The sequence below is a fragment of the Ruegeria sp. P8 genome (assembly GCF_056534665.1).
Genome location: NZ_JBQERC010000013.1, coordinates 81,052 through 105,229 on the forward strand (window position 1 = coordinate 81,052; position 24,178 = coordinate 105,229).

Genomic DNA, 24,178 nt, shown 5'->3' on the forward strand with positions numbered 1-24,178 from the left:
CATGCGTTGGCCCCTGCTCATACCGCTCCTGCTCGGCTCGCCCCTTTGGGCGGCGGACTGGGATGTGCCCAACCGGGCGGGGGCCATCAACGAGATACTGGCGCAGGCGGCGGATGGGGACACCCTTCGCCTGAGCCCCGGCGTTTACGTCGAGCAGTTGGTTCTGGACCGGCCCGTGACCCTCGACGGGCTGGGACAGGCCACCATCGACGGACAAGGCCAAGGCAGCGTGATCACAGTGACCGGGCCGGGCGTGACCCTGCGCGGGCTGACTGTGATCGGATCAGGCTCGGATCATGACGGGATCGACAGCGGCATCCAGCTGACCAAGACGGCGCGCGCGCCGGTGGTCGAGGATAACGTGCTGCTGGGCAATCTTTACGGCATCGACATCCACGGTGCGAAGGACAGCATCGTACGACGCAACCGGATTGAAGGGCGACAGGATCGCCACATGAACGCGCGTGGCAATGGTGTCTATGTCTGGAACGCGCCGGGTGCAGTGGTTGAAGGCAATGACATCCGCTATGGCCGCGACGGGATCTTTGTGAACTCGTCCAAGAAGAACACCTTTACCGGCAACCTATTCCGCGATCTGCGGTTTGCCGTTCACTACATGTATGCCGACGACTCGGTCGTCAGCGACAATGTCTCGATCGGCAACGATCTGGGCTATGCGGTGATGTTCACGACCAATGTGCGGGTCGCCAACAATGTCTCGATCGGGGACCGCGAACATGGCGTGATGCTGAATTACGCCAACAAGAGCGTCATCACCGGCAATGTGGTGAAAGGTGCCAAGGAAAAATGCACCTTCCTCTATAACTCGAACAAGAACGAATTCACCGACAACTGGTTTGAGGGATGCGGCATCGGCATCCATTTTACCGCTGGCAGTGAACGCAACCGCATCGTCGGCAATTCATTCATCGGCAACCGGACGCAGGTGAAATATGTCTCGACCAAGTGGGTCGAGTGGTCCGAAGACGGGCGCGGCAACTACTGGTCCGATTTTGCCGCCTATGATGTGGATGGCAACGGCATCGCCGATGTCCCCTATCGACCCAATGACAGTATGGACCATGTGCTGTGGACCCAACCCGCAGCCAAATTGCTGCTCGGCTCGCCTGCCGTGCAGCTGGTACGCTGGTCGCAATCAGCCTTCCCGGCACTGTTGCCGGGGGGTGTGATGGACAGCAACCCATTGATGCAAGCCCCTGAACCCCCAGCTATGAAAAAGGTGCCTCATGACGGATAAGGCCCTGTCAATTGACCATGTCAGCAAGAACCGGGGGAAAACCTGCGTTCTTGACGATATCACCCTATCCCTTGCCCCCGGTCAGCGCGTGGCGCTGCTGGGCCATAACGGCGCGGGAAAGTCGACCCTGATCAAGTCCATCCTTGGCCTGACGCCCATTCGGGACGGGGCCATTCGGATCGGGGACGCCACCCCTGGCAGCGCGCAGGCGCGACAGGATACGGCGTATCTGCCCGAGGCGGTCTCGTTTCACCCGGCGTTGACCGGGCGCGAGCAGCTGACACTGTTTGCGAAACTGTCCGGGTCAAAAGCCGATGTGCCCGGCCTGTTGGAGCGCGTTGGTCTGAGCGATGCATTGGATCGCAGGATCGGGGCTTATTCCAAGGGGATGCGGCAACGTCTGGGGCTGGCGCAGGTGCTGCTGGGACAGCCGAAAGTGGCGCTGCTAGACGAGCCGACATCCGGCCTGGACCCGATCTCGCGGCAGGACCTTTATGCCATCATTGATGAATTGGCCGCGCAGGGTACCGCCGTGCTGATTGCCAGCCATGCCTTGACCGAGGTTGAGGCGCGCACCGACCGGATCGCCATCATGCGCAAGGGTCGGATGGTCGCCGATGACACGCTGAACAACCTCTCGGCGCTGGCCGGGCTGCCGATCCGCCTGAAGGTGCGTGCCAGCGCCAATGCGGATGCCCTGGTCGCCGAACTGGGCGGCAACCGGATCAACGGCGCGTCCGTTGAGCTGCTCTGCACACCCGAAGACAAGATGGAGGCCCTGCGCCGGATCGCCGGGTTGGGCGATGCGGTGGCGGATGTGGAAATGACACCGCCCAAGCTGGAGGACCTTTATCGCCACTACGCACAGGAGGAGAGGACATGACCCGCTTCCTTGCCATTTCCCGAACTGAAATGCTGATCCTGCGCCGCAACCGCTGGCTGCTGGTTGCCACGCTGATCATGGTGCTGTTCGCCTTGGCGCTGACCTTTGCGGGCAGCGCGCCCACCGGCACATTGGGTGTTGATATGCTGACCGTTTCGGTCGCGTCGATGACCACGCTGTCGGTTTACCTTGCGCCTTTGCTGGCGCTGATGATTTCCTTCGATGCCATCGCGGGCGATGTGGACCGGGGCAGCCTGTCGCTGCTGCTGTCTTATCCGGCTGGACGCGGGGAAATCCTGTTGGGCAAGTTCTGCGCCCATTTGGCCGCGCTAGCCTTTGCCATGACCGTGGGTTTTGGCACCGCAGGCGCGGTAGCCGCGTTCTTTGGTGGTGCGGGGCCGGAAAGCCTGATGGCGCTGGTGCGACTTATCCTGACCTCGATCCTGCTGGGCGCCGTGTTTCTGGCGCTTGGATACCTGCTGTCCGCTTTGGCGAGGAGCGCCACGGCGGCAGCGGGTCTGTCGGCCGGGCTTTGGCTGGTTTTTGTCGTCCTTTATGATCTGGGCCTGTTGGGGGCCGTCGTCATGGACAAGGGCGGCGCATTCACCCAATCCGTCTTTCCATGGGTGATGGTGGCCAACCCGGCCGACGCGTTCCGTTTGTGGAACATCGCCGCGACGGAAGGCGTGGCCATGGCCTCGGGCATGACCGGGGCCGCACAGGCCCTGCCGGTCTGGGCTGCGCCCGCGTCGCTGCTGATCTGGCCGGTGCTGGGCTTTGCCCTTGCCCGGCTGGCTTTTCGGAGGGTCGAGCCATGAGACGTCTTGCCCTGATCGCATTGTTTGCACTGGTGGCCTGCAAGGAAGAGTTCGCCGAGGCACCTGACCCGGTCGATCTGACACCGGATGCGCTGAGCTATTTCTGTCAGATGAATGTAGCCGAGCATGGCGGCCCCAAGGGGCAGGTTCATCTGGAAGGCTATCCGGCCCCGTTGTTTTTCGCGCAGGTGCGGGACATGGTGGCCTATCTGAAAAGCCCCGAGCGCGATGCGGATATCACTGCCATATATGTCAGCGATATGGGCGTCGCGCCAAGCTGGCGGCAGCCGGGGATTTCGAACTGGATCGCCGCGGATGGTGCGACTTTTGTCGTTGGTGCCGATGTGGCCGGCGGCATGGGGGCGCGCGAAGTGGTGCCCTTTGCTGATCCTGCCGATGCGCAGGTTTTCGCGGAGACCTATGGTGGGACCGCGATGCGCCTGCCCGACATTCCCGATGCCGAAGTGCTTGGCCCTGTCGATCTTGATCTGACATTGGAGACCCCCGTATGACCGCCCTGTCCCGCCGCCGTTTTCTGATCATTTCCGCCGCTTGTGCGGCCACTCCGGCCATGGCTTCGGACGCGTACTGGCGCGGAACCGCCCTTGGGGCTGCGGCCAGCCTGCGGCTGGTCGGGCTGGCGGATGCCGAGGCCGCACCGATCATTGCCGCCGTCGAGGGTGAGGTGACCCGGCTGGAGGATATCTTCAGCCTGTACCGTCCGCAGTCACAGCTGAGCCGCCTGAACCGCGACGGTGTTTTGACCGCACCCGCGCCTGAGCTGTTGGAGGTATTGAGCCTGAGCAGTGCCCTGCATCTGGCCTCCGGCGGCGCTTTCGATCCCAGCATTCAGCCCCTGTGGTATGCTTTGGCAACAGGCGCAGGCCCCGGAGATCTGGCTGCCGCCCGCGCTGCTGTGGGTTGGGAACGGGTGTCTTTCGATGCTGCGTCGGTGCGGCTGCCGGTGCCGGGCCAGTCGGCCCTGACGCTGAACGGTATCGCCCAAGGCGCGATCACGGATCGGATCGCCGCGCTGCTGCGTGGCTTTGGTTTGCGTGATGTTCTGGTCGATATGGGAGAGGTTGCCGCCTTGGGTTCGCGAGGCGACGGCACGCCCTGGAAAGTCGGGTTGGCCGCGCCGGACCAGCGGGCTCTGAAGCGGGTCGCGCTGCGTGACCGCGCTGTCGCGACGTCATCATCGCTGGGGACGCAGCTGGGACAGGGTTTCGGTCACATCATCACCCCGGACGGGCCTGCAAACCGGGACAGAACGGTTTCGGTTTCTGCCCCTGACGCGGTGACGGCAGATGGTCTGTCCACCGCAATTTGCGCGGCATCTGACAGTCAAGTCACTGAAATCTTGCGACGTTTTCCCGAGGCCCATATCGAGCTGAATGTATGACGCATGGTCGCAAATCTCAGGTGCGTCAGGAAAATTCGCGAAAAACATGATATAGGTCAATTCGTGCGCTGCTTCGCGCAGCTAGGAAGTAAGGACGCGAACCAATCTATCCACACTCGAGTCGCCAGCCATGAGCCAGTTGACCAGCAGACGCGCTTTTCTGAGCGCACGTATCCTACGGGAGGATCCTGATGCGATCCGACCGCCGGGTGCGGGCGTGACAGGCTTTGCCGATCTGTGCACAGGCTGCGAAGACTGCGCCGGGGCTTGCCCGGAAGAGATCATCACATTCGACAACAGCGGCTTTCCGGTTCTGGATCTTTCCGCAGGCGGCTGCACCTTATGCGGTGCATGTGCCGAGGTTTGCCCGACCCCGGCGTTGTTGCCCGAGCGTGTGACCGAGTGGCCGTGGCGCGCACGGATCGAGGCTGCAAGCTGCCTGTCGATGAACGGGGTAAGCTGCCGCCTGTGTCAGGACACTTGCGAACAGGAAGCCATCCGCTTTCGCCTGCAATTGGGCGGGCGGGCTGAACCAGCGCTTGAAACCGAAACCTGCATCGGATGCGGCACATGTTCTGCCGCCTGCCCCGCCGGGGCCATCACGATGCACCGCCCCGCCCCTTTGCACCCGGAGGTGACCCAATGAATATCTGTGGCTGTCTTGTCCACATCGCCCCCGATCACACCGACGCCGCACGCGCGGCGATGACCGGCACCGATGGCGTCGAGCTTCATGCCGAGGCCGAGGATGGCCGGTTCGTCGTGGTTGTCGAGGATACAGCCGACCGGCTGGCCTCGGAAACCATCATGGATCTGCACCAGATCCCCGGCGTGATCTCGCTATCGCTGACCTATCACCATTTCGAAGATCCCGCGGAGGCTGCTCCGCGTCCTGATGCTCCAAGCCAACCGTCCAGCAGGAGGCCCATGCAATGACCATCTCTGAATCCCGTCGTACATTTCTGAAAGCGTCCGCAGCGGCTGCCACGGCCTCGGCTGCCGGCATTCCAATGGCCGCTGGTTCGGCCAGCGCCCAGGCCGCCGCGCCCGATATCCGCTGGGACAAGGCCGCCTGCCGGTTCTGCGGCACGGGCTGTTCGGTTCTGGTGGGCACCAAGGATGGCCGCGTAGTCGCCACGCAGGGCGACCCGGATGCGCCGGTCAACCGGGGTCTGAACTGTATCAAGGGCTATTTCCTGTCCAAGATCATGTATGGCAAGGACCGCTTGACCACGCCGCTTTTGCGCAAAACCAACGGCGAATATGACAAGAATGGCGAGTTTGAGCCGGTCAGCTGGGACGAAGCCTTTGACGTCATGGCTGCCAAGTGGAAAGAGGCGCTGGCCAAGAAAGGCCCGACCAGCGTGGGTATGTTCGGTTCCGGTCAGTGGACCGTCTGGGAAGGTTATGCGGCGGCCAAGATGATGAAGGCCGGGTTCCGGTCGAACAACATCGACCCCAACGCGCGTCACTGCATGGCGTCGGCCGTGGTCGGCTTTATCCGTACCTTCGGCATCGACGAGCCGATGGGCTGCTATGACGACCTTGAGCACGCAGATACGTTTGTTCTGTGGGGGTCGAACATGGCCGAGATGCACCCGATCCTGTGGTCGCGTCTGACCGATACGCGCCTGACCAAGCCGGGATGCGAAGTGCATGTTCTGTCGACCTTCGAGCACCGTTCGTTCGAGCTGGCCGACAATGGCATGGTGTTCAACCCGCAGACCGATCTGGCGATCCTGAACTACATTGCCAATTACATCATCCAGAATGGCGCGGTGAACGAAGAGTTCGTCAAGAACCACGTCAACATCACCAAGACCGCCACCGATATCGGTTATGGCCTGCGCGACAATCATCCGCTGCAACAAGAGGCCGCGAACCCCAATGTCGGCAAGATGGAGCCGATCAGCTTTGAGGAATATGCCGAGGCGGTATCGGCATACACGCTGGAATACACCTCGGAGCTGTCCGGCGTTCCGGCGGACAAGCTGGAGCGTCTGGCCCAGCAATATGCCGACCCGAACCGCAAGGTCATGAGCCTGTGGACCATGGGGTTCAACCAGCATACCCGCGGGTCGTGGGTGAATTCGCTGATGTATAACGTGCACTTGCTGGTGGGCAAGATTTCCGAGCCCGGAAACTCGCCCTTCTCGCTGACCGGTCAGCCGTCGGCCTGCGGAACCGCGCGTGAGGTCGGCACTTTTGCCCACCGTCTGCCTGCCGACATGGTTGTCATGAATGACGAGCACCGCAAGATTTGCGAAACCGCCTGGAATGTGCCTGCGGGTACCATTCCGGCCAAGCCCGGCTTTCACGCCGTGCTGCAACACCGCAAGCTGAAGGATGGTGATCTGAACGCCTATTGGGTGCAGTGCAACAACAACATGCAGGCCGCACCGAATATCAACGAAGAAGGTTATCCCGGGTATCGCAACCCCGAGAATTTCATCACCGTATCAGACCCCTACCCGACCGTCACGGCCGTGTCCGCCGACCTGATCCTGCCCACCGCCATGTGGGTCGAGAAGGAAGGCGCCTATGGTAACGCCGAGCGCCGTACACAGTTCTGGCGGCAGCAGGTCAAGGCACCGGGCGAGGCCAAGTCGGACGTGTGGCAGGTGATGGAATTCTCGAAACGTTTCACCGTTGAAGAGGTCTGGGGCGAAGAGTTGCTGGCCACCATGCCGGAACATCGCGGCAAGACCATGTACGAGGTTCTGTTTGCCAATGGCAGCGTCGACAAGTTCCCGCTGTCGGAAACTGCCGAGGGCTTTGACAACGACGAATCCGAGCATTTCGGGTTCTACGTTCAGAAGGGTCTGTTCGAGGAATATGCCAATTTCGGACGCGGCCACGCGCACGATCTGGCTCCGTTTGAAACCTATCACCAAGCCCGTGGTCTGCGCTGGCCGGTCGTGGACGGCAAGGAAACCCTGTATCGTTTCCGCGAAGGCTATGACCCTTATGTGCCCGAAGGCGCGGGCGTGAAGTTCTATGGCAAGAAGGATGGCAAGGCGAGCATCATCTTTGCGCCCTACGAGCCTGCGGCCGAGGAACCGGATGCGGAATATGATCTGTGGCTGTGCACCGGTCGTGTGCTGGAACACTGGCATTCGGGGTCGATGACGCGCCGTGTCCCAGAGCTGCACCGCGCCTACCCGGCGGCTGTGGTTTACATGCATCCGCAGGACGCCAAGGACCGGGATCTGCGCCGGGGTCAGGAGATTGTTCTGTCTACCCGTCGAGGCGAGGTCACCAGCCGGGTCGAGACCCGTGGGCGCAACAAGGTGCCGCGCGGTCTGGTGTTCATGCCGTGGTTCGACGAAGGCCAGTTGACCAACAAGCTGACGCTGGACGCGACCTGCCCGCTGTCGAAAGAGACCGACTTCAAGAAATGCGCCTGCAAGGTCGAGCGCGCATAGGCAACAAGGATCGCACGGGTAAATCCTCATGTCTTTTGCCGACAAACCCCTTTCGCCGCAGCGGCGCCGGTTCCTGCAGGATTCGGCGCGGGCGGCGGGCGGCTGCGTGGTCGCCGGGACGGTGCTGGCCTATCTGGCCCGCGACGCCCGCGCCCTGCCGGCCGAGGCTTTGCGCCCGCCCGGCGCGCTGCCGGAAAAGGAGTTCCTGTCGGCCTGCATCCGCTGCGGATTATGCGTGCGGGATTGCCCATACGATACGTTGAAACTGGCCGAGTTAGGCTCGGACGCGGTGGCGACGGGAACGCCCTTTTTCACCGCCCGGGATATTCCCTGTGAGATGTGCGACGACATCCCTTGCGTCGCTGCATGTCCGACCGGGGCACTGGATCCCGCGTTGGACAATATCGACGATGCGAAGATGGGGGTCGCGGTTCTGGTCGATCAGGAGAACTGCCTGAACTTCCTCGGGTTGCGCTGCGATGTCTGTTACCGCGTTTGCCCCGTCATCGACGAGGCGATCACGCTGGACACCACGCACAACACGCGGTCGGGTCATCACGCGATGTTCATCCCGACCGTCCACGCCGACCGCTGCACCGGCTGCGGCATGTGCGAGAAAAGCTGTGTTCTGCCCGAGGCCGCCATCAAGGTGCTGCCTGCCCGGCTGGCGCGGGGCAGTTCGGCAGAGCATTACCGCAAGGGTTGGGAAGAAAAGGCCGCGAAAGGCGCGCCGGTGGTCGAGGGGATCATCGACCTGCCGGACCGTTTGCCCGGACCGGGCACGGACAATCTGGCCACGCCCGGCGGATTTGCGCCGGGATATGATCTGCCGGGGGTGGGACAATGAGCGCCCGCACAGATATGCCCACAGGTCAAGAGGCCATCGCCAGCAAGGGCTGGATCGGCGCGCATCGCTATCTGCTGTTGCGCCGTGCAAGCCAGCTGTTCTTTCTGGTTCTGTTTCTGCTGGGCCCATGGTTCGGCATCTGGGTCGTTCAGGGCACGCTGGCCGGGTCGCTGACGCTGGGCGTGCTGCCTTTGACCGATCCGTTCATCCTGTTGCAGAGCATGGTTGCGGGCCACTGGCCCGAAATGACCGCGCTGATCGGTGGGCTGATCGTTCTGGTGGTCTATGCCTTGATTGGTGGCCGTGTTTATTGTTCCTGGGTCTGCCCCATAAACCCGGTGACGGACGCGGCCAACTGGGTGCACCGCAAGCTGGACCTGCCGAAAGGCTGGCAGCCCAAGTGCGGCACGCGCCTGTGGATTCTGGCAACCGTCCTGCTTGTTTCGGGTCTGAGCGGCATGATCGCGTGGGAACTGATCAACCCGATCACCATGCTGCATCGCGGGCTGGTCTTTGGAATGGGCTTTGTCTGGGCCCTGATCACAGCCATCTTTGTCTTTGACGTCTTCGTCTCGCGCCACGGATGGTGCGGACACCTGTGCCCGGTGGGCGCGTTCTATGGCCTGATCGGAGCAAAAAGCCTGCTGCGGATTAGCGCCACAAACCGCGCCGCCTGCGACGACTGCATGGATTGTTACGCGGTCTGCCCGGAAAATCAGGTGATCTCGCCCGCGCTGAAGGGCAAACCGGGAAGTACCCCGCTGATCCTGTCACCCGACTGCACGAATTGTGGCCGCTGCATCGATGTCTGCGCGGTCGACGTCTTTACCTTTACTCACCGGTTCGACGACCACGTCGTCCAACCTTCCGATCCAGTTGCCGCGCCCGAGCCGCGCGCCGCCAGACCTATCTAGGGGAGTGCCAAGATGAAAAAATCAATCGTTACAGGCGGAATTGCCCTTCTACCCGTATTATTGCTGAGCGGATGGGCCCTCGCGCAATCTGCTCAGGTTGAATCCCTGCGCGGTGCGGATGTGGATGAGCCGGTGCCGCTGGACCAGATCCACCGCAATGTCGAAGGGCGCCAGCAGCGCAATTACCGGCAGCAGCCGCCGGTGATCCCGCATTCGGTCGAACAGTACCAGATCGACATCCGTACCAACCAGTGCCTGTCCTGCCACGACTGGACCAAAGCTGGTGACCGTAACGCGCCGACGCTGTCGATGACCCATTATCTGGACCGCGAAGGCCGCGAACTGGATCGGATCGCCGGAACCCGGTATTTCTGCAACCAGTGCCACGTACCGCAGGCCGACGCCCCGCCGCTGGTCGACAACGTGTTCCAGCCCTCCGCCGGCAATTGATCCAACGCAAGACTGAAAGGAGCACCGATATGGCCGACTCTCCTGAAAACCGCGGCTTGCTTGGTCGCCTCTGGAACGCGATCTGGACGCCGACGGTGCTGTTCAGTTCAGGCTTTCTGGTCCTGGCCGGATTTCTGGCCGGTATCCTGTTCTGGGGTGGATTTCACTGGACCCTTGAGCTGACGAATACCGAAGAATTCTGTACCTCGTGCCACACGATGGAAACCAACCTGGGCGAGTATCGCGAAACGGTTCATTACAACAACCATTCCGGCGTTCGCGCGATCTGTTCCGACTGCCACGTGCCGGATGAATGGAGCCACAAGATCAAAGCCAAGATCATGGCCGTCAAAGACGTCTATCATGAGCTGGCCGGAACCATCAGCACACCCGAGCAGTACGAGGCGCATCGCCTGAGCATGGCTTCGGCCGTGTGGAAGAAGATGAAGGAGTCGGACAGTCGTGAATGCCGCAACTGTCACAACTTTGACTACATGGACTTTACCATTCAGGAAACCCGCGCCGCGTCGGAACACCAGCGCGCCATCGACACCGGCATGACATGCATCGACTGCCATCAGGGCATCGCGCATAATCTGCCCGCGAACTATCTGGAACAGTACCAGAAGATAAGCGAGGCCGTGGAGGGCGTGGTTCTTCAGGAACATGCTTCCGCCTCGGGCAGCGACATCCGCGCGTTTCTGAACAACAGCTCGAATTAGGGTGGGGGCAGACATGTTAGACTTACTTGGAACAATCGGCGCCAATGTCCTGGGCCTGCCCGGCATACTGGGACTGGCGCTTGGAATGATGACCCGCAAGCTGTGGTTGGGTGCGGCACTGGGGGCCGGTGTCGGCATTCTGGAAACGCTGGTTTTCGCGGGCTTTCAGTTCGCCCATGTGGAAGCGCTGGAACTGGGCATCTCGGTTCTGGTCGGGCTTTGCGCGGGCAGCCTTGGCACTGCCATCCGCCTGAAGGGCGCAACCGTCTGAAGAAGAAACCGGTTCTGCCCATTGGTGGAACCGGTATCCTGCCGGGTCACGTTTCCAGCGCCAAAGCGGGTGCTTGTACCGCGCGCGACACGTCCATTGACGTAGGGGAAGCGCTTAAGGCGCGCGGCAGTGTCGAAAATCGGCAGGGTCTGATTTTCGCATTTCCACAACTTCGATAAAAGCGCACGAGGCCCTAGCGCCTATGGGAAAACACCCTTCCCCATTACGCGCGGCAAGGCAGCATGCCGGGTTCAGTTTTGCGCGTGAAAAATCAATATGAAACTGAAAGCCAATGATTCGACACGAAAAACTCAAAGTGGAGTGGAATTTCAACGCTACATCTGCCACAGCAGATAACAAGTTAACAATGGTGTCCCTGCGTCATGTGGATTGAACGTAAATTCCTCTCTATTTTTGCTTATACAAATACAATATGTTTTGAGGGGAGTAAGGGGAGAAGGAAAATGGGCGGGGGCGCAGAACGATGACGGGGGTCCTTGAGGCATCGCCGCGTATCTCAAAAGTTCTTCGACTGGCTGATCTGGAAAACCATGCCACCCTGTTTCGGCAGGAAGGCGTGGATGATGATATTCTGGACGAGTTGACAGATCCCGAACTGCGCGATCTGGGGCTGACGGTTGGCGAAAGAAAGCGGTTTCGCAAGGCGCAGGCCCGTCTGAAATCTGAGGAGGCATCGACCCGGCAGGAGCTTAGGTCCGAAGCCGAGCGGCGGCAGCTTACGCTGGTTTTCTGCGATCTCGTGGGGTCGACGCAGCTGGCCCAGCGGTATGACCCGGAAGACCTGATGCAGATCATGAATCTGTATCTGGATACGGCGATCGGCACCCTGAAACAGCATGGCTGTCATCTGGCCTACAGGCAGGGCGACGGGATCATGGTCTATTTCGGATATCCCAAAGCCATGGAGGACGATGCCGAACGCGCCGTTCGCGCCGTGCTGGAAACCATCGAAGCCGTACAAAACCTTGAAAACAGGTTTGGCGAAAAACTGGATCTGCGGGCGGGAATTGCCACCGGTATGGTTGTTGTAGGGGTGGTTTCGTCGACAAGTCTTGGGTCGCAGGACTTTCTGGTCGGTGAAACTGCAAACCTTGCATCCCGCCTGCAAGGTCTGGCCGAGCCGGGTGAGGTGATCGTTTCCGCAGAGACGTGGCGATTGACACAAGGCGCATTCGAATTCGAGCCCCGTGGCAGCCAGAACCTGAAAGGGTTTGACAATCAGCGCACCGTCTATCGCGCCATTTCCGAAAGCGTCGCGACCAGCCGGTTCGATGCGCGTGTCGGACGGTCAGCCGTTGATCTTGTCGCCCGGGGCGACGATCTTTCGGTCCTGACCCAGCTTTGGAAAGATGCACAGGCGGGCTCCGGCAGGTTCGCGTTTGTCGGCGGCGCCGCAGGCATTGGCAAGTCGCGGCTGATCAAATCGCTGTCCGAAACAATTGGCGTCAAACCCTTTACGTTGCAGTGCATTCCGCATCTGGCCAGCCTTCCGCTTCACCCGATCGTGGGTGAGTTGAGGCGGGTTTCAGGCGACAAATCCGATGACAGCATCAGGGCCGCGATTTCCGATTTTGTTCAGGCCGCCTCTCGTCTGAGCGACGCGGATTTGCCTGTTCTTCTCGATATGGCCGGGGTCGAAACGGGCGCAGCGCCGGATCCCGACCCCCTGAAGAAGGCCCGCAAGTCGCTGGACGTGTTGTTGCGCAGCATTGGCAGCCTGTGCGACAGGCGCGGCACCTTGCTGCTGGTGGTGGAAGATGTTCACTGGGCTGACGCAACCACGCTGGACGTGCTGGAGGCGCTGGCATCAGGACTGGACGGGTTCCCGATACTGGTGGTCCTGTCGCATCGCCCTGAATATGAGCCGCCAGAGCATTACGAAGGCCGCGCGGCGCGCATCGATCTGACGCCTTTGGCCAGCAGTGAAGCCTCGGAACTGGTCCGGCGCGTGGCTGAGCCGTACAGTTTGCCGGTCATCCTGATCAGGCAGATTGTCGAGAAAGCCGATGGCGTTCCGCTTTACATCGAAGAGATGACCAAGGCGGTTCTGGACCAGCTGCCGCAAGATGCGCCGATCAACGCCGAGGTTCTGGATGCCCTGAGTATCCCCGCAACCCTTCAGGATTCGTTGATGTCGCGTCTTGACCGGATGGAAAACGCAAAGCCCATTGCGCAGCTTGGGTCTGTTATCGGGCGCAGTTTCACCTCGGCGATGATCCAGGCGGTGGCGCAGGAAGACATGGATGTGAAAAGCGCGCTGATGCAGCTTATGGCGGCTGGCGTTGTGCTGATCACGGGCGAAGCCGGAACGGCCACCTATACGTTCAACCACGCGCTGGTTCAGGATACGGCCTATAACTCGCTGCTGCGCGAAGACCGGCAGAAGGTTCACCTGAAAATCGCACGGGCCTTGCTGGCCGGACATAACGCATTCGGAAGCCCCGCCCCCGATACCGTGGCGCATCACTGCGACCATGGCGGGTTGAAGGATGAGGCGGTGTCCAACTGGTTTACGGCAGGCGAACAAGCCCTGACGCGGTTGGCGAACCTGCCTGCGATCTCGGCGTTTCGCGCGGCACTGCGTAATATCGGAACGATGCCCGCCAATGCCGAGCGTGACGGATTCGAGCTTCGGGTGCAGATGAATATCCTTCCGGCTTACATGGCGATCTATGGATGGTCCTCCGACCAGGTCGGAGAGACAGCCGCCCGCGCGATGGAGCTTGCCCATGCATTGGGCGATGGCGAAACCCTTTTCGCGGCCACCTTCTGCCGCTGGACCAATTTCTTTGTCGCGGGCCAGATGAACCGCGCAATGGAGATGGGACAGGCCCTGGACGCGATGGCCGGTATGAGTGGCGATCCTGTCGCCAACGTGCTGGCGGCCCGCGCGCTGAGTTTCACGCATTACTTCCGCGGGGAATTTGCGGATTGCGAGCAGCAGCTTGACCGTGCCTTTGCGCTGATCACGCCCGAGCTGGACATGGCCATGATGCCGATGACCCAGTCCTCGACCACGGCGTCGTTGCTGGCCATTCAGGGGTGCCTTCTGTGGCAGCAGGGCAAGTTTGATGAGGCGGAGGCCGCACGTCTGAAAGCCATCGACGTCAGCCGGGCACTGAACCACGCACCCAATCTTGTCTATGTCATGGGCGCGTGCAGCATGTTCCTGCCCTACGCGGGCGAATGGGACCGGCTGGACGTCACTATGAAAGAAGCGCGCAAGATCGCCGATGAGGAAGGGTTCCTGTATCTTCACGCCATGCAGGATATCTACATGGGTCTTGCGCAGGCGGGAAAAGGTGACATCGAGGGCGTCCCGGCCCATATCGAGGCCTGCATGAACCTGATCTCAAAGTCTGGTGGAAACTTTACTTTTCCGCAGAATCAGATTGTTCTGTCTGAGTTGATGATCGATCACGGGGATATTGATCAGGCCCTGGACCGGCTTGAAACCGTGTGTACCCCCGGTTGGGAACGAGGAGAAACGCTGAACAAACCGGAATATCACCGCGTGCGGGCCAAAGCCTTTGCTGCCAAGGGTGATCGGGATAGCGCGATTGCCGAGGGTGAACTGGCATTGGCGCTTGCCCGCGAATGTGGTGCCGTTGTTCAGGAACAACGCGCCGGGGCACTTCTGGACAGTTTGACGAAAGCCGAATGAACGAGACGGACTGCCCGGCCAAACAGGGCAGCATGACCAAGAGGGATTTACAATGACCGATGCATTGGATTGGAACACCGAACAGTGGAATGCCGTTAACAAGGCGGTCCATGATGAGGCGCTGCGTGCGCGGGTGGCTGCGAGCTTTCTGCCGCTTTATGGGCCGCTGCCTGCGGACACGCAATCTGTTCCCCTGAACAAGCTGGGTCTGGTCGACAACGCATCAGGCGCGGCCAAGCGTCTGGAAGTGAATGATTATGACACCCTGCGGCTGACGACGGTTTCCGTCAACGTCTACCTGAAAGGCGCGCAGGTGGCTGATCCGGAACTGGCCGCAGCCATGATCATGTTCCGCCGGGCCGCCGCCGTCGTGGCCAAGGTCGAGGATGACATCGTTTTCAACGGCCAGCCAGGCAGCAGCGAAGCCCCCAAACATGCCGGTGGCGCACCTGCCGATCTGCCGCCGATCTATACCGTCAGCGGTGGCGGCAAATACCCGGGGCTGCTGGAGGCTGGCGAAGGTCAATCCATATCGATCAACGGGAAGAAAAAACCCTGTTCCGGCCCCGAGGTTTTCGAGGCCGTGGTCGCGGGCATCAACAAGCTGGAAGCGCATGGATACCTTGGGCCTTTTGCCTGCGTGATGGGCAATGGGCTGTTTCAGGCCGTGACCACGCCGATCGAAAACTCGATGGTGCTGCCGCGTGACAGTATTCTTCCGTTCCTTGATGGTCCGCTGCTGCGATCGGGCACCCTTCCCGCAAACAAGGCAGCACTTGTATCGCTGCAAGGCGCGCCGGTCGAGATTGTCGTGCCTTCGGATATCGCGGTGAAGTATCTGCAAACCTCGTCTGACGGTGAGCACATCTTCCGCGTGCAGCAGAAGTTCCACCTGAGGATCAAGGAAGCACAGGCGATCTGCACCATTACGTGCTGACCGGAGAACTGGTCATGCGAGAATTCACAGACCGGGGTGTGACATTGCGTTGGTCCGAAGTGATCAACGAAAATGGGCTAAATCGCGTGCTGATCGAAGCCGGACCCGCCGTGTCTTCGCATGACGTGGTGCGTGTGATCTGTTCCGAAGATGGCGGCCCCGAACGCGCCATTCGCGGCTGGCCCTTGCAATGCGACCCCATGACGGGGTTTCAGCAGTTTGCAGCCATGCTGCCATCTGTGACCCAGGAAAAGACATTGACCTGGCGACCGGTGCTGACGACCGGTGGTCGCGAATATGATCCCGGCCCCGGAAAGGCCCCCGAGCCTGCGCCGCCAAGCCCGGCAAAGCCTGTCACGCAAATGCCCGCGCTTGAACACGTTGGCAGGTTTGTGGTGCCGTTCACCGACGAGTTCTATCCGTCAGGTGAAACACCGGACGGCATCTGGCTGCATTTCGGGATCAAAGAGGGCGGAACGGTTGAAGGACCTCATCTGAAGGGGACGATCGATCCGCTGGGGGGCGACTGGATGCGCGTGCGATCCGACGGAGTTGGGCTTTTGCACGCCCGAGCGCTTATTCAACCCGTTGAAGGGGGTGCGCCGATCCTGTTTGAAGATACCGGCGTGTGTGACTTTGGCCCGGATGGGTTTGCCGGGCTGGCGAAGGGCACTCTGCCCGCCTCGGCCCCGGTCCGGCTGGCACCGCGATACCTGACGTCAAACCCGAATTATGCCTGGATGAACAGGTTGCAGGGGTTCGGCATCGGCGAAGCCAGCCTGTCCGATATCACCCTGCGCTTTGACGTCTATTCCGCGAAAGGAACATCCGATGGCTGAAAAGGTTGTCATACTGGGCGGTGGCGTGGCCGGAATGAGCGCCGCGCATGAGCTGATCGAGCGCGGGTACGAGGTCGAGATTCACGAGCGCCAGCTGATCCCCGGCGGTAAGGCACGCAGCATCCCCGTGATGAAGGGCGAAGGCGATCACGGGTCCAAGGCGAAACACATCAAGGCGCTTGAACAATGGGCCGAGATGGACGGCGCCAGTTATCCCCCAGGCGTGAAACGCCCCTGGTTGCCCGGCGAGCACGGGTTCCGGTTCTTTCCGAATTTCTACCGCCATATCACCGATACGATGGCGCGCACGCCCTATTACGGCAAAGGCACCTGTTACGATAATCTGGTGTCCACCACTCAGGTTCTGGTCAGCCAGTTTGACGACCCAGGCATCATCGTTCCCGAACGGTTCCCCCGCACGCTGAAAGACGTGGCCGACGCGCTCAAGACGGTTGCATTCACGCTCTCGCCCCGGGACCAGATCGCCTATGAGGATGTCGAACATTTCATCGCCTGCATGTGGCGCATCGCGACATCCTGCAAGGAACGCCGGTTCGACGAATATGAACGCATCGGGTGGTGGGATTTCATCGGTGCCGAACAACGCTCGGAAGCGTATCAGAAGTTTCTGGCGATTGGCCTGACCCGTTCGCTAGTGGCCGCGAAGGCGACAACTGCCAGTACAAAGACGGTGGGCGACATTGCCGTTCAGCTTCAACTGGGTATCGCGACGCCCGAGCCGCATGGCAACCGGTTGTTGAACGGTCCCACCAACCTTGTCTGGATACAGCCGTGGCTGGATTACCTCAAAAGCAAGGGGGTCGTGTACAAGTTCAACTCAAAGGTTACGGGCATCGACTGCCAGGAGGGCCGCATCGTCAGCGCGACGGTTGAACAGGATGGCGAGGAAAAGCAGGTCACCGGGGATTGGTTCATCAGTGCGATGCCGATCGAACGGATCGCGCCGCTGATCACCCCTGCGATGACGGCAATTGACCCGTCTCTGGCCAAGCTGCCCCTGCTGGCCGAAGACGTGCAATGGATGAACGGAATTCAGTTCTATCTGACAAAGGATGTTGAACTGACGCACGGCCATGTCATTTTCATTGACAGCCCCTGGGCCCTGACCGCGGTTTCACAAAAACAGTTCTGGTCGGCCATCAACTTTGAAAACTGGGCAGAAGGCAAGACCAAGGGTTTGCTTTCAATAGATATCTCGGAATGGGACAAGCCGGGCCTGAATGGAAAAACCGCGCGTGATTGCAGCCGTGAGGAGATTGCGCAAGAGGTTTGGGAACAGCTCAAGCGGAGCGTCAACGTGGATGGCCAGACCGTCCTGCGCGACGAGGATATGCATTACTGGTTCCTTGATCCGGATATTGTGCAGGATCCCAACGACCCCAAGCGCCAAACCAATGTGGAGCCGCTGTTGGTCAATCGCATCAACAGCTGGCGGTTGCGCCCTGAGGCGGCCACATTAATCCCGAACTTCATGCTGGCGTCGGATTATGTGCGCACCTACACCGATCTTGCCACCATGGAAGGGGCGAACGAAGCGGCGCGCCGGGCGGTCAATGCCATCCTGCAACGCGGTGGATCAAAAGCTGAGCCCTGCCAGATCTGGGACCTGCACGAGCCGGATATCCTGAAACCGCTGCGCGCCTATGATTTTGCCCGTTATCAGGCCGGCCTGCCCTGGGACAACCGGTTTGCGGTTGCGGTCGAAGCCGCGCTGAGGATGGGACAGGATTCCGTGGGTGTTGAGCGTGGCGGCGAAGGGCCGCTTGCCGTCATTGCGAAACCGGCTACGGAATATTCAAAACCCGGCGGGATTACCGAAGACCCTGCGATTGCGGACGCGTTGCGCATGATCTGCCCTCCGAAAGAGCTGTTTGACCTGATGGTGGCCTACGAGCCGACCGCTGATCTTCCGATCCCGGGAGAGGAGATTGCAGAGGATGTTGCCTTTGATCTGGGCCGGGACAGCGGCCAGACAGGGGTGTTGTCCAAAGCCTTGCCGCTGACGGATTCACCTTTTTCCGCAACCGGACCAAACCTTGCCGAGACGGGCAGGAACGAGACCAAAACCCGTGTGATCATCACCCAGAAGGGATGACCCTGTGGCCACTGGCACAGCACATCTGGATCCTGCGGTACAGCAGGATTTTCTGAAAACGCTGACCTCATACGGGGATCGGGCCCGTGAGACGCTTTTGCAGCTGCTGCCGACGGGCGAGCCGCAGGCCTATCTGTACGGGCCGATGCGGGATTACATCGAAACCTCGGGCAAGGGGTTGCGGCCCGCGCTGTTGCTGGCCACCTGCGAGGCTTTCGGTGGTGACAGCGAGACCGCGCGAGTGTCAGCCGCCGTTCTTGAACTGCTGCACAACGCATTTCTGATCCATGACGATATCGAGGATCAAAGCGATTTCAGGCGCGGGCGCGAATGTATGCATAAGCGTCTTGGGGTCCCTTTGGCGATCAATACCGGTGACGGGATGCAATCGCTGGCCCTGCGCCTGTTGCGCCAGAACCTTGGGCCGCTGGGCCCTGAAACCGGCATACGCGTGGTGGACGAGTTTGATCATCTGTTGCAGCAGTCCATTGAAGGTCAGGCGCTGGAGCTTGGCTGGATACGGGACAACCGGCTGAACGTGGATGCATCGGATTATCTGACGATGTGTCTGAAAAAGACCTGCTGGTACAGCTTCATTCACCCCATGCGCATCGGGGCGCTGATTGCCCGGCCTCATGATGTGGCGTCTGGCGCGTTGAACCTGGACGATTTCAACGCGTTTGGGTTTTTTCTGGGGGCTGCGTTTCAGATACAGGATGATGTTCTGAATCTCGTGGGCTCGCAGGACAAATATGGCAAAGAGATCGGCGGGGACATTTACGAAGGCAAACGCACGCTGATGCTGGGGCGGCTTAGCTTGCAGGCGGACGAGCCCGAAAAAGCGCGCCTGTCGGAGATGCTGTCAAACCCGCGTGACAACCGTTCGACGCAGGATGTCAGCTGGGTTCTGGATCGCATGGATCACTATGGCTGCATCAGATATGCACAGGACGCGGCCAATGACTTGCTGGCCTCGGCCCGTCAGGAGTTTGCGCAGGTTTTTGCAGCCACCGAAGAGGTGCCGCGCGCGTTTCTGGGTCATTTCATGGACTATCTCGTAACCCGTCAGGTTTGAGCGCCCGCCACCTCATACATCACGACGATCGAGGTTTGCACTGTGCCTGTGCAGGCGATCCGGCCGTGATATTCGCCGGGATCGGCAAGATCCGGCACGGTTACAATGACGGCAACATCTGTTGACTCGCCGGGGTTTAGCTGGATTTGCGGGGGGACAACATTGACCCGGTTTGCCGGAAGAGTGTCGCCGTTCCGGTTGATCAGGTCGCCCGGTTCGAACTGTAATGCGACAGGCCCACCACCATTTGGTGCGTCAAAGGACAGCAAAATGGTCGCAGTGCCGCCGGGATGGCAGGTTTTGCGGCACGCAAATGGCCCTTCAAGCGGCTGTTGCGCGCCCCGTTCAGCCCCAAGCACGCGGCGGGCAATGTCCGAGATCGGTTGCGCATCCGGCTGCGGCGCGATCGGGCTGACCGGAAGTGGCGTGCTAACGTATGGTTTTCGTTCGAAATAAGGCATACCCAACTGTGCACCTGTGACGCGGATCAGTAAATGGGAAATTTACCGGATCCGCGCGACAAACACACCGCGTTATTATTTGCCTTTCCAGACCGGATCACGTTTTTCAGCAAATGCACGCGCGCCTTCAAGCTGGTCCTCGCTGGAATAGAGGACATCCACGCTGCGCAGTTGCCGCTTGGTTATGCGGTTCATGGCGTCCTGAAACTTGGCGTCTTCGGCATCGCGCACGATTTCCTTGATGGCCGCATAGACCAGCGGTGGCCCTGACGCCAGCAAGCGGGCAAGGTCCCACGCGCGGTCCATCAGCTGATCAGCGGCGACAATTTCGTTCACCAACCCCCAGCGGTTGGCTTCTTCGGCATCAAACCAGCGGCCTGTCAGCAGCAGCTCCATCGCGATGTGATAGGGGATGCGCTTGGGCAGTTTGACGCTGGCAGCATCCGCAACGGTGCCCGAGCGGATTTCCGGCAAGGCAAACGTGGCGTGGTCAGCTGCAAGGATCATGTCTGCTGACAAGGCCAACTCTAGCCCGCCGCCGCAGGCGATACCGTTGACGGCGGCAATCACGGGCTTGTTCAGATCGCGCAGCTCTTGCAGGCCTCCGAACCCGCCGACGCCGTAATCTCCGTCCACCGCGTCGCCGTCGGCGGCAGCTTTCAGATCCCAGCCGGGGCAAAAGAATTTTTCGCCCGCACCGGTCAGGATGGCCACGCGCAGGTCCGGGTCGTCGCGGAATTCAGCAAAGACTTCGCCCATTCTGCGGCTGGTGATCAGATCGATCGCGTTTGCCTTAGGGCGGTCCAGCGTAACCTCGAGGATCGAGCCATCGCGGCGGGTTTTGATCGGGTCCATGTCTCAGGCCTTTCTTATCAGGGCGTCCACGGCAACGGCCTTGTCCGGCGTGCACAGGAGCGGGTTAATCTCGACCTCGCCAAGCGTGTCGGCATTTTGCATGACATAGGTCTGAACGGCCTCGACCGCGGCAACAATCGCATCCATATCAGCCGCCGGTTGGCCGCGATAGCCCGCCAGCAGAGGGGCTATCTTCAGTTGACCGAGGGCGGAGCGGATGTCTTCGGGCGAGCTGGGCACCAGCAAGGATACCGTGTCGCGCAGCAGTTCGGTCAGCACGCCCCCTGCCCCAAGGGTCAGAACAAACCCATGCGCAGGGTCACGCACCACGCCAATCAGAAGCTCGGCAACGGGTCCGGCGACCATCTCTTCGATCAGGATGTCTTCGGTGCCGATATCTGCCGCGACAGCCGCGACGTCCTGGGCCTGGATGCCCAGCCGAACGGCGCTGTGTTCGGATTTATGCGCAAGCCCGACACCTTTGACGGCAAAGGGGCCTTCCATCTGGTCCGCTGCGGCACGGGCAGCTTCCGCGCCCCGCACCGTCCGGTTCTGCGGGATACGCAGGCCGCATTCCGCCAGCGCCGCCTTCGAGGCGCCTTCGGTCAGGGTTTGGGTTGGTTCCATCATGCCCGGTTGCAAAACGAGCGCAGCGGATGGGGCCTTGACCTGCCCTGCGGCGCGGGTCGCAGATAGCGCCTCGCGCAGGCCCATGAAGGGGACAACACCCCCGGCCATCAGCTGTTGTGCGATGTCTTCCGGCAAAAGTTCCGGCAAGGTGGCGACAATCGCAAACCGGGCGCCGGTTTCTGCCCGTACGTTCAGCGCTGCCTGCGTTGCGCAGGCCCAATCGGTGGAGTCGGTGGTCGGGTAGTCGACGATCGAGAATGTCATGTCGATATCGTCGCCCGTCATGCCCGACCAGGCCCGCGTCATCGCCAGCTCGTCACGCCAGATATAGGTGTGATAATCCAGCGGGTTGTTCAGTGCGACCATGGGCCCGAGCGCGCCGCGCAGGCGTGTCAGCTTTTCACCGCTCAGCCGTGGAAAATGTAACCCCGTGCCGACAGCCATATCGGCAATCAGGCTCGCCTCGCCCCCCGAACAGCTGATCGAGGAAATGTTGCCCCCCGGCAGCGGCCCGTAGCAGTGCAACAGTTTAAGCGTTTCAAGGAAGTCAGGCAGCGCCGAAAGGCGTGGAATGCCAAGCCGGTCAAGCAGCGCCTGCGCCCCGGCATCGCTGCCCGCCAGTGACGCGGTATGGGAAACGGTTGCCGCCTGCGCCTGTTCCGATGCGCCGACCTTGAGGGCAACCAGCGGGACGCCTTTTGCATGGGCTTTGGCGGCCAGTGCTTCCCATTCGCGGACGTTCTTGAAGCCTTCGATATGCAGGCCCACTGCGGTCACGCGCGGGTCATCGATCAGGGCCGAGGCGATCTGCGCCTGACTGGTCTGAGCCATATTTCCGCAGGTCACCATATAGGCAATCGGCAGCCCGCGTTTCTGCATGGTCAGGTTGATCGAGATGTTCGAGCTTTGCGTCAGGATCGCCACGCCCTTGTCGACGGGCACAACCCCGTGCTGATCCGGCCACAGCAATGCCCCGTCCAGCGCGTTGATGAAGCCATAGCAGTTCGGGCCCAGAATGGGCATGTCACCGGCCGCGTTGATCAGTTGATCCTGCAAATCCCCGCCGGTGTCGTCCTCGGCCACGGCCTCGGAAAAGCCCGAGGCGAAGCAGACAGCGCCACCTGCACCCATGCTGGACAGGACTTGAACCGCTTCAATCGTGGCGTGGCGGTTGATGCCGATGAAAACCGCGTCAGGTGCGTTGGGCAGATCTTCGATATGCCCATAAACCTTGTGGCCCGCAATGTCCGAAGCCTTGGGATGGATCGGCCAAATCTGACCGGCATATCCCATGCGTTCGGATTGCAGAATAACCTGTTGGCACCATGCACCGCCGCCAATGACAGCGATGGATTTCGGGCGCAGCAGCCGGGTCAGGTCTTTGGTCATGGTCAGGCACCCAGCGGACGCAGAAGATCGCGGCTGATGATGTGGCGCTGAATCTCGCTGGTGCCGTCCCAGATCCGTTCGACCCGGGCGTCGCGCCAGAACCGTTCAATCGGGAAATCATCCATCAGGCCCATGCCGCCGAAGATTTGCAGCGTCGTGTCGGTGACCCGCGCCAATGCCTCGGAGGCGTAGAGCTTGGCCGAGGCGATCTCGCGGTTTGCGGGCAGGTTCTGATCCAGACGCCAAGCAGCGGCAAGGGTCAGCCAGTCGGCGGCATCAATCTCGGTGATCATGTCGGCAATCTGAAAACCGACACCCTGAAACTTGCCGATGGGCTGGCCGAATTGCTTGCGCTCGGCGGCGTAGTTCAGCGCATAGTCAAAGCAGCGCCGCGCGCGCCCGACCGAGAAGGCCGCAACCGTCAGGCGGGTCGCGTAGAGCCATTCGTTCATCACCGCAAAACCGCCATCGACCTCGCCCAGAACCTGGGCATCGGACAGGCGGCAATTGTCGAAATACAGGATACAGTTTTTATAGCCCCTGTGGCTGACGGATTTGTAGCCGTCGCGCACTTCAAAGCCCGGTGTGCCGCGATCCACCAGGAAAGTGGTGATGCGTTTTTTGGGGCCTTTCGGGGTCTCATCCACGCCGGTGGCAACGAATACAATAAAGAATTCCGCGTGTTCCGCGCCCGAGATGAAGTGTTTCGATCCGTTGACGACCCAGTCGCCACCGTCGCGCACCGCCTGACATTTCATGCCGCGCACGTCCGATCCGGCATCCGGTTCGGTCATCGCCAGCGCGTCCATCTTTTCCCCGCGCACAGCAGGCAGCAGATAGCGTTCGCGCTGTTCATCGTTGCAGGCCATCAGGATGTTCTGCGGGCGGCCAAAGAAATGCGTCAGCGCCATCGACCCACGACCCAGCTCACGCTCGACCAGTGTAAAATCCAGATGCGACAGGCCCGCGCCGCCCACTTCTTCGGGAAAGTTGCAAGCATAGAACCCCAGATCGATACATTTCTGCTTGATCTCATTGCCAAGCTCCAGCGGGACCGTTCCGCTGCGTTCCACCGCGTCTTCATGCGGGTAGATTTCTTTTTCTACAAAGCTGCGGACCGTCGAGACGATCATGTCCTGTTCTTCTGTCAGACCAAACTGCATGGCGCGTGTTCCCTGGATCGGTGGTTGACCAACCAAAC

The 24,178-nt window shown here is 60.7% G+C and carries 22 protein-coding genes; 18 read left to right on the plus strand and 4 right to left on the minus strand.

The window, feature by feature from the left end; genetic code table 11:
• Position 1 precedes the first annotated feature (1 nt).
• The 18 genes from ACR0BZ_RS14840 to ACR0BZ_RS14925 all read left to right on the plus strand — a co-directional run bounded on the left by ACR0BZ_RS14840 (position 2) and on the right by ACR0BZ_RS14925 (position 19,642).
• Positions 2-1,258 carry a nitrous oxide reductase family maturation protein NosD gene (locus ACR0BZ_RS14840; protein ID WP_480588486.1) on the plus strand — a complete coding sequence of 419 codons (1,257 nt, stop codon included), beginning with the start codon at positions 2-4 and terminating at the stop codon, positions 1,256-1,258.
• Positions 1,248-2,141 carry an ABC transporter ATP-binding protein gene (locus tag ACR0BZ_RS14845; RefSeq protein WP_480920609.1) on the plus strand — a complete coding sequence of 298 codons (894 nt, stop codon included), beginning with the start codon at positions 1,248-1,250 and terminating at the stop codon, positions 2,139-2,141. Before ACR0BZ_RS14840 ends, ACR0BZ_RS14845 begins: the two co-directional genes overlap by 11 nt.
• Positions 2,138-2,959 carry an ABC transporter permease gene (locus ACR0BZ_RS14850; protein WP_480920610.1) on the plus strand — a complete coding sequence of 274 codons (822 nt, stop codon included), beginning with the start codon at positions 2,138-2,140 and terminating at the stop codon, positions 2,957-2,959. The genes ACR0BZ_RS14845 and ACR0BZ_RS14850 overlap by 4 nt, the downstream gene beginning before the upstream one ends.
• A complete protein-coding gene (locus ACR0BZ_RS14855) occupies positions 2,956-3,471 on the plus strand; it encodes a nitrous oxide reductase accessory protein NosL (RefSeq protein WP_480484299.1) in 516 nt (171 codons plus the stop codon). Before ACR0BZ_RS14850 ends, ACR0BZ_RS14855 begins: the two co-directional genes overlap by 4 nt.
• On the plus strand, positions 3,468-4,361 hold the full coding sequence (locus ACR0BZ_RS14860) for an FAD:protein FMN transferase (RefSeq protein WP_480920611.1): 894 nt from the start codon (positions 3,468-3,470) through the stop codon (positions 4,359-4,361). The genes ACR0BZ_RS14855 and ACR0BZ_RS14860 overlap by 4 nt, the downstream gene beginning before the upstream one ends.
• A 130-nt stretch (positions 4,362-4,491) precedes the next feature.
• Positions 4,492-5,007, plus strand: a complete 516-nt coding sequence (napF, locus tag ACR0BZ_RS14865) for a ferredoxin-type protein NapF (protein WP_480484297.1) — start codon at positions 4,492-4,494, stop codon at positions 5,005-5,007.
• Positions 5,004-5,297 carry a chaperone NapD gene (locus tag ACR0BZ_RS14870; protein ID WP_267363554.1) on the plus strand — a complete coding sequence of 98 codons (294 nt, stop codon included), beginning with the start codon at positions 5,004-5,006 and terminating at the stop codon, positions 5,295-5,297. The genes napF and ACR0BZ_RS14870 overlap by 4 nt, the downstream gene beginning before the upstream one ends.
• A complete protein-coding gene (gene napA, locus ACR0BZ_RS14875; protein WP_480484296.1) occupies positions 5,294-7,786 on the plus strand; it encodes a nitrate reductase catalytic subunit NapA in 2,493 nt (830 codons plus the stop codon). Before ACR0BZ_RS14870 ends, napA begins: the two co-directional genes overlap by 4 nt.
• A gap of 28 nt (positions 7,787-7,814) precedes the next feature.
• Entirely contained in the window at positions 7,815-8,633 is an 819-nt protein-coding gene (napG, locus tag ACR0BZ_RS14880; RefSeq protein WP_267363552.1) for a ferredoxin-type protein NapG, read from the plus strand.
• Positions 8,630-9,547 carry a quinol dehydrogenase ferredoxin subunit NapH gene (napH, locus tag ACR0BZ_RS14885; protein ID WP_480920612.1) on the plus strand — a complete coding sequence of 306 codons (918 nt, stop codon included), beginning with the start codon at positions 8,630-8,632 and terminating at the stop codon, positions 9,545-9,547. The genes napG and napH overlap by 4 nt, the downstream gene beginning before the upstream one ends.
• A 12-nt stretch (positions 9,548-9,559) precedes the next feature.
• Positions 9,560-9,997 (plus strand): nitrate reductase cytochrome c-type subunit, encoded by a 438-nt coding sequence (locus ACR0BZ_RS14890; RefSeq protein ID WP_209507029.1) that lies wholly within the window; start codon positions 9,560-9,562, stop codon positions 9,995-9,997.
• A 29-nt stretch (positions 9,998-10,026) separates the two neighbouring features.
• Positions 10,027-10,719, plus strand: coding sequence for a NapC/NirT family cytochrome c (locus ACR0BZ_RS14895; protein ID WP_267363548.1), 693 nt, complete (start codon positions 10,027-10,029; stop codon positions 10,717-10,719).
• A gap of 13 nt (positions 10,720-10,732) precedes the next feature.
• Positions 10,733-10,990 carry a hypothetical protein gene (locus ACR0BZ_RS14900; RefSeq protein ID WP_267363546.1) on the plus strand — a complete coding sequence of 86 codons (258 nt, stop codon included), beginning with the start codon at positions 10,733-10,735 and terminating at the stop codon, positions 10,988-10,990.
• 484 nt (positions 10,991-11,474) lie between these two features.
• The gene (locus ACR0BZ_RS14905) at positions 11,475-14,675 is read left to right on the plus strand and encodes an adenylate/guanylate cyclase domain-containing protein (RefSeq protein WP_480920613.1); all 3,201 of its coding nucleotides are present in this window, start codon (positions 11,475-11,477) and stop codon (positions 14,673-14,675) included.
• Between the two features lie 52 nt (positions 14,676-14,727).
• Positions 14,728-15,612, plus strand: a complete 885-nt coding sequence (locus ACR0BZ_RS14910) for an encapsulin (RefSeq protein WP_209507025.1) — start codon at positions 14,728-14,730, stop codon at positions 15,610-15,612.
• A 14-nt stretch (positions 15,613-15,626) separates the two neighbouring features.
• On the plus strand, positions 15,627-16,451 hold the full coding sequence (locus ACR0BZ_RS14915; RefSeq protein ID WP_480920614.1) for a DUF3237 domain-containing protein: 825 nt from the start codon (positions 15,627-15,629) through the stop codon (positions 16,449-16,451).
• Positions 16,444-18,567: a hydroxysqualene dehydroxylase gene (locus ACR0BZ_RS14920; RefSeq protein ID WP_480920615.1), complete on the plus strand. Its 2,124-nt coding sequence runs from the start codon at positions 16,444-16,446 to the stop codon at positions 18,565-18,567. Before ACR0BZ_RS14915 ends, ACR0BZ_RS14920 begins: the two co-directional genes overlap by 8 nt.
• A 4-nt stretch (positions 18,568-18,571) precedes the next feature.
• Positions 18,572-19,642 (plus strand): polyprenyl synthetase family protein, encoded by a 1,071-nt coding sequence (locus ACR0BZ_RS14925; RefSeq protein ID WP_480559928.1) that lies wholly within the window; start codon positions 18,572-18,574, stop codon positions 19,640-19,642.
• On the opposite strand, the gene ACR0BZ_RS14930 is transcribed toward ACR0BZ_RS14925, so the two are convergent.
• The 4 genes from ACR0BZ_RS14930 to ACR0BZ_RS14945 all read right to left on the minus strand — a co-directional run bounded on the left by ACR0BZ_RS14930 (position 19,633) and on the right by ACR0BZ_RS14945 (position 24,140).
• Positions 19,633-20,103: a hypothetical protein gene (locus tag ACR0BZ_RS14930; RefSeq protein WP_480833124.1), complete on the minus strand. Its 471-nt coding sequence runs from the start codon at positions 20,101-20,103 to the stop codon at positions 19,633-19,635. The genes ACR0BZ_RS14925 and ACR0BZ_RS14930 overlap by 10 nt on opposite strands.
• Before the next feature lie 75 nt (positions 20,104-20,178).
• The gene (locus ACR0BZ_RS14935) at positions 20,179-20,958 is read right to left on the minus strand and encodes a carnitinyl-CoA dehydratase (RefSeq protein ID WP_209597100.1); all 780 of its coding nucleotides are present in this window, start codon (positions 20,956-20,958) and stop codon (positions 20,179-20,181) included.
• A gap of 3 nt (positions 20,959-20,961) precedes the next feature.
• Positions 20,962-22,977 (minus strand): acetate--CoA ligase family protein, encoded by a 2,016-nt coding sequence (locus ACR0BZ_RS14940; RefSeq protein WP_480920616.1) that lies wholly within the window; start codon positions 22,975-22,977, stop codon positions 20,962-20,964.
• 2 nt (positions 22,978-22,979) lie between these two features.
• Complete coding sequence (locus tag ACR0BZ_RS14945) at positions 22,980-24,140, minus strand: acyl-CoA dehydrogenase family protein (RefSeq protein WP_480920617.1); 1,161 nt, start codon at positions 24,138-24,140, stop codon at positions 22,980-22,982.
• Positions 24,141-24,178: the final 38 nt, after the last annotated feature.

Excerpts from the sequence above, each read along its gene's own strand:
- ACR0BZ_RS14840 (WP_480588486.1), top strand. The coding sequence starts at position 2 with ATGCGTTGGCCCCTGCTCATACCGCTCCTGCTCGGCTCGCCCCTTTGG.
- ACR0BZ_RS14845 (WP_480920609.1), top strand. The coding sequence starts at position 1,248 with ATGACGGATAAGGCCCTGTCAATTGACCATGTCAGCAAGAACCGGGGG.
- ACR0BZ_RS14850 (WP_480920610.1), top strand. The coding sequence starts at position 2,138 with ATGACCCGCTTCCTTGCCATTTCCCGAACTGAAATGCTGATCCTGCGC.
- ACR0BZ_RS14855 (WP_480484299.1), top strand. The coding sequence starts at position 2,956 with ATGAGACGTCTTGCCCTGATCGCATTGTTTGCACTGGTGGCCTGCAAG.
- ACR0BZ_RS14860 (WP_480920611.1), top strand. The coding sequence starts at position 3,468 with ATGACCGCCCTGTCCCGCCGCCGTTTTCTGATCATTTCCGCCGCTTGT.
- napF (WP_480484297.1), top strand. The coding sequence starts at position 4,492 with ATGAGCCAGTTGACCAGCAGACGCGCTTTTCTGAGCGCACGTATCCTA.
- ACR0BZ_RS14870 (WP_267363554.1), top strand. The coding sequence starts at position 5,004 with ATGAATATCTGTGGCTGTCTTGTCCACATCGCCCCCGATCACACCGAC.
- napA (WP_480484296.1), top strand. The coding sequence starts at position 5,294 with ATGACCATCTCTGAATCCCGTCGTACATTTCTGAAAGCGTCCGCAGCG.
- napG (WP_267363552.1), top strand. The coding sequence starts at position 7,815 with ATGTCTTTTGCCGACAAACCCCTTTCGCCGCAGCGGCGCCGGTTCCTG.
- napH (WP_480920612.1), top strand. The coding sequence starts at position 8,630 with ATGAGCGCCCGCACAGATATGCCCACAGGTCAAGAGGCCATCGCCAGC.
- ACR0BZ_RS14890 (WP_209507029.1), top strand. The coding sequence starts at position 9,560 with ATGAAAAAATCAATCGTTACAGGCGGAATTGCCCTTCTACCCGTATTA.
- ACR0BZ_RS14895 (WP_267363548.1), top strand. The coding sequence starts at position 10,027 with ATGGCCGACTCTCCTGAAAACCGCGGCTTGCTTGGTCGCCTCTGGAAC.
- ACR0BZ_RS14900 (WP_267363546.1), top strand. The coding sequence starts at position 10,733 with ATGTTAGACTTACTTGGAACAATCGGCGCCAATGTCCTGGGCCTGCCC.
- ACR0BZ_RS14905 (WP_480920613.1), top strand. The coding sequence starts at position 11,475 with ATGACGGGGGTCCTTGAGGCATCGCCGCGTATCTCAAAAGTTCTTCGA.
- ACR0BZ_RS14910 (WP_209507025.1), top strand. The coding sequence starts at position 14,728 with ATGACCGATGCATTGGATTGGAACACCGAACAGTGGAATGCCGTTAAC.
- ACR0BZ_RS14915 (WP_480920614.1), top strand. The coding sequence starts at position 15,627 with ATGCGAGAATTCACAGACCGGGGTGTGACATTGCGTTGGTCCGAAGTG.
- ACR0BZ_RS14920 (WP_480920615.1), top strand. The coding sequence starts at position 16,444 with ATGGCTGAAAAGGTTGTCATACTGGGCGGTGGCGTGGCCGGAATGAGC.
- ACR0BZ_RS14930 (WP_480833124.1), bottom strand. The coding sequence starts at position 20,103 with ATGCCTTATTTCGAACGAAAACCATACGTTAGCACGCCACTTCCGGTC.
- ACR0BZ_RS14935 (WP_209597100.1), bottom strand. The coding sequence starts at position 20,958 with ATGGACCCGATCAAAACCCGCCGCGATGGCTCGATCCTCGAGGTTACG.
- ACR0BZ_RS14940 (WP_480920616.1), bottom strand. The coding sequence starts at position 22,977 with ATGACCAAAGACCTGACCCGGCTGCTGCGCCCGAAATCCATCGCTGTC.
- ACR0BZ_RS14945 (WP_480920617.1), bottom strand. The coding sequence starts at position 24,140 with ATGCAGTTTGGTCTGACAGAAGAACAGGACATGATCGTCTCGACGGTC.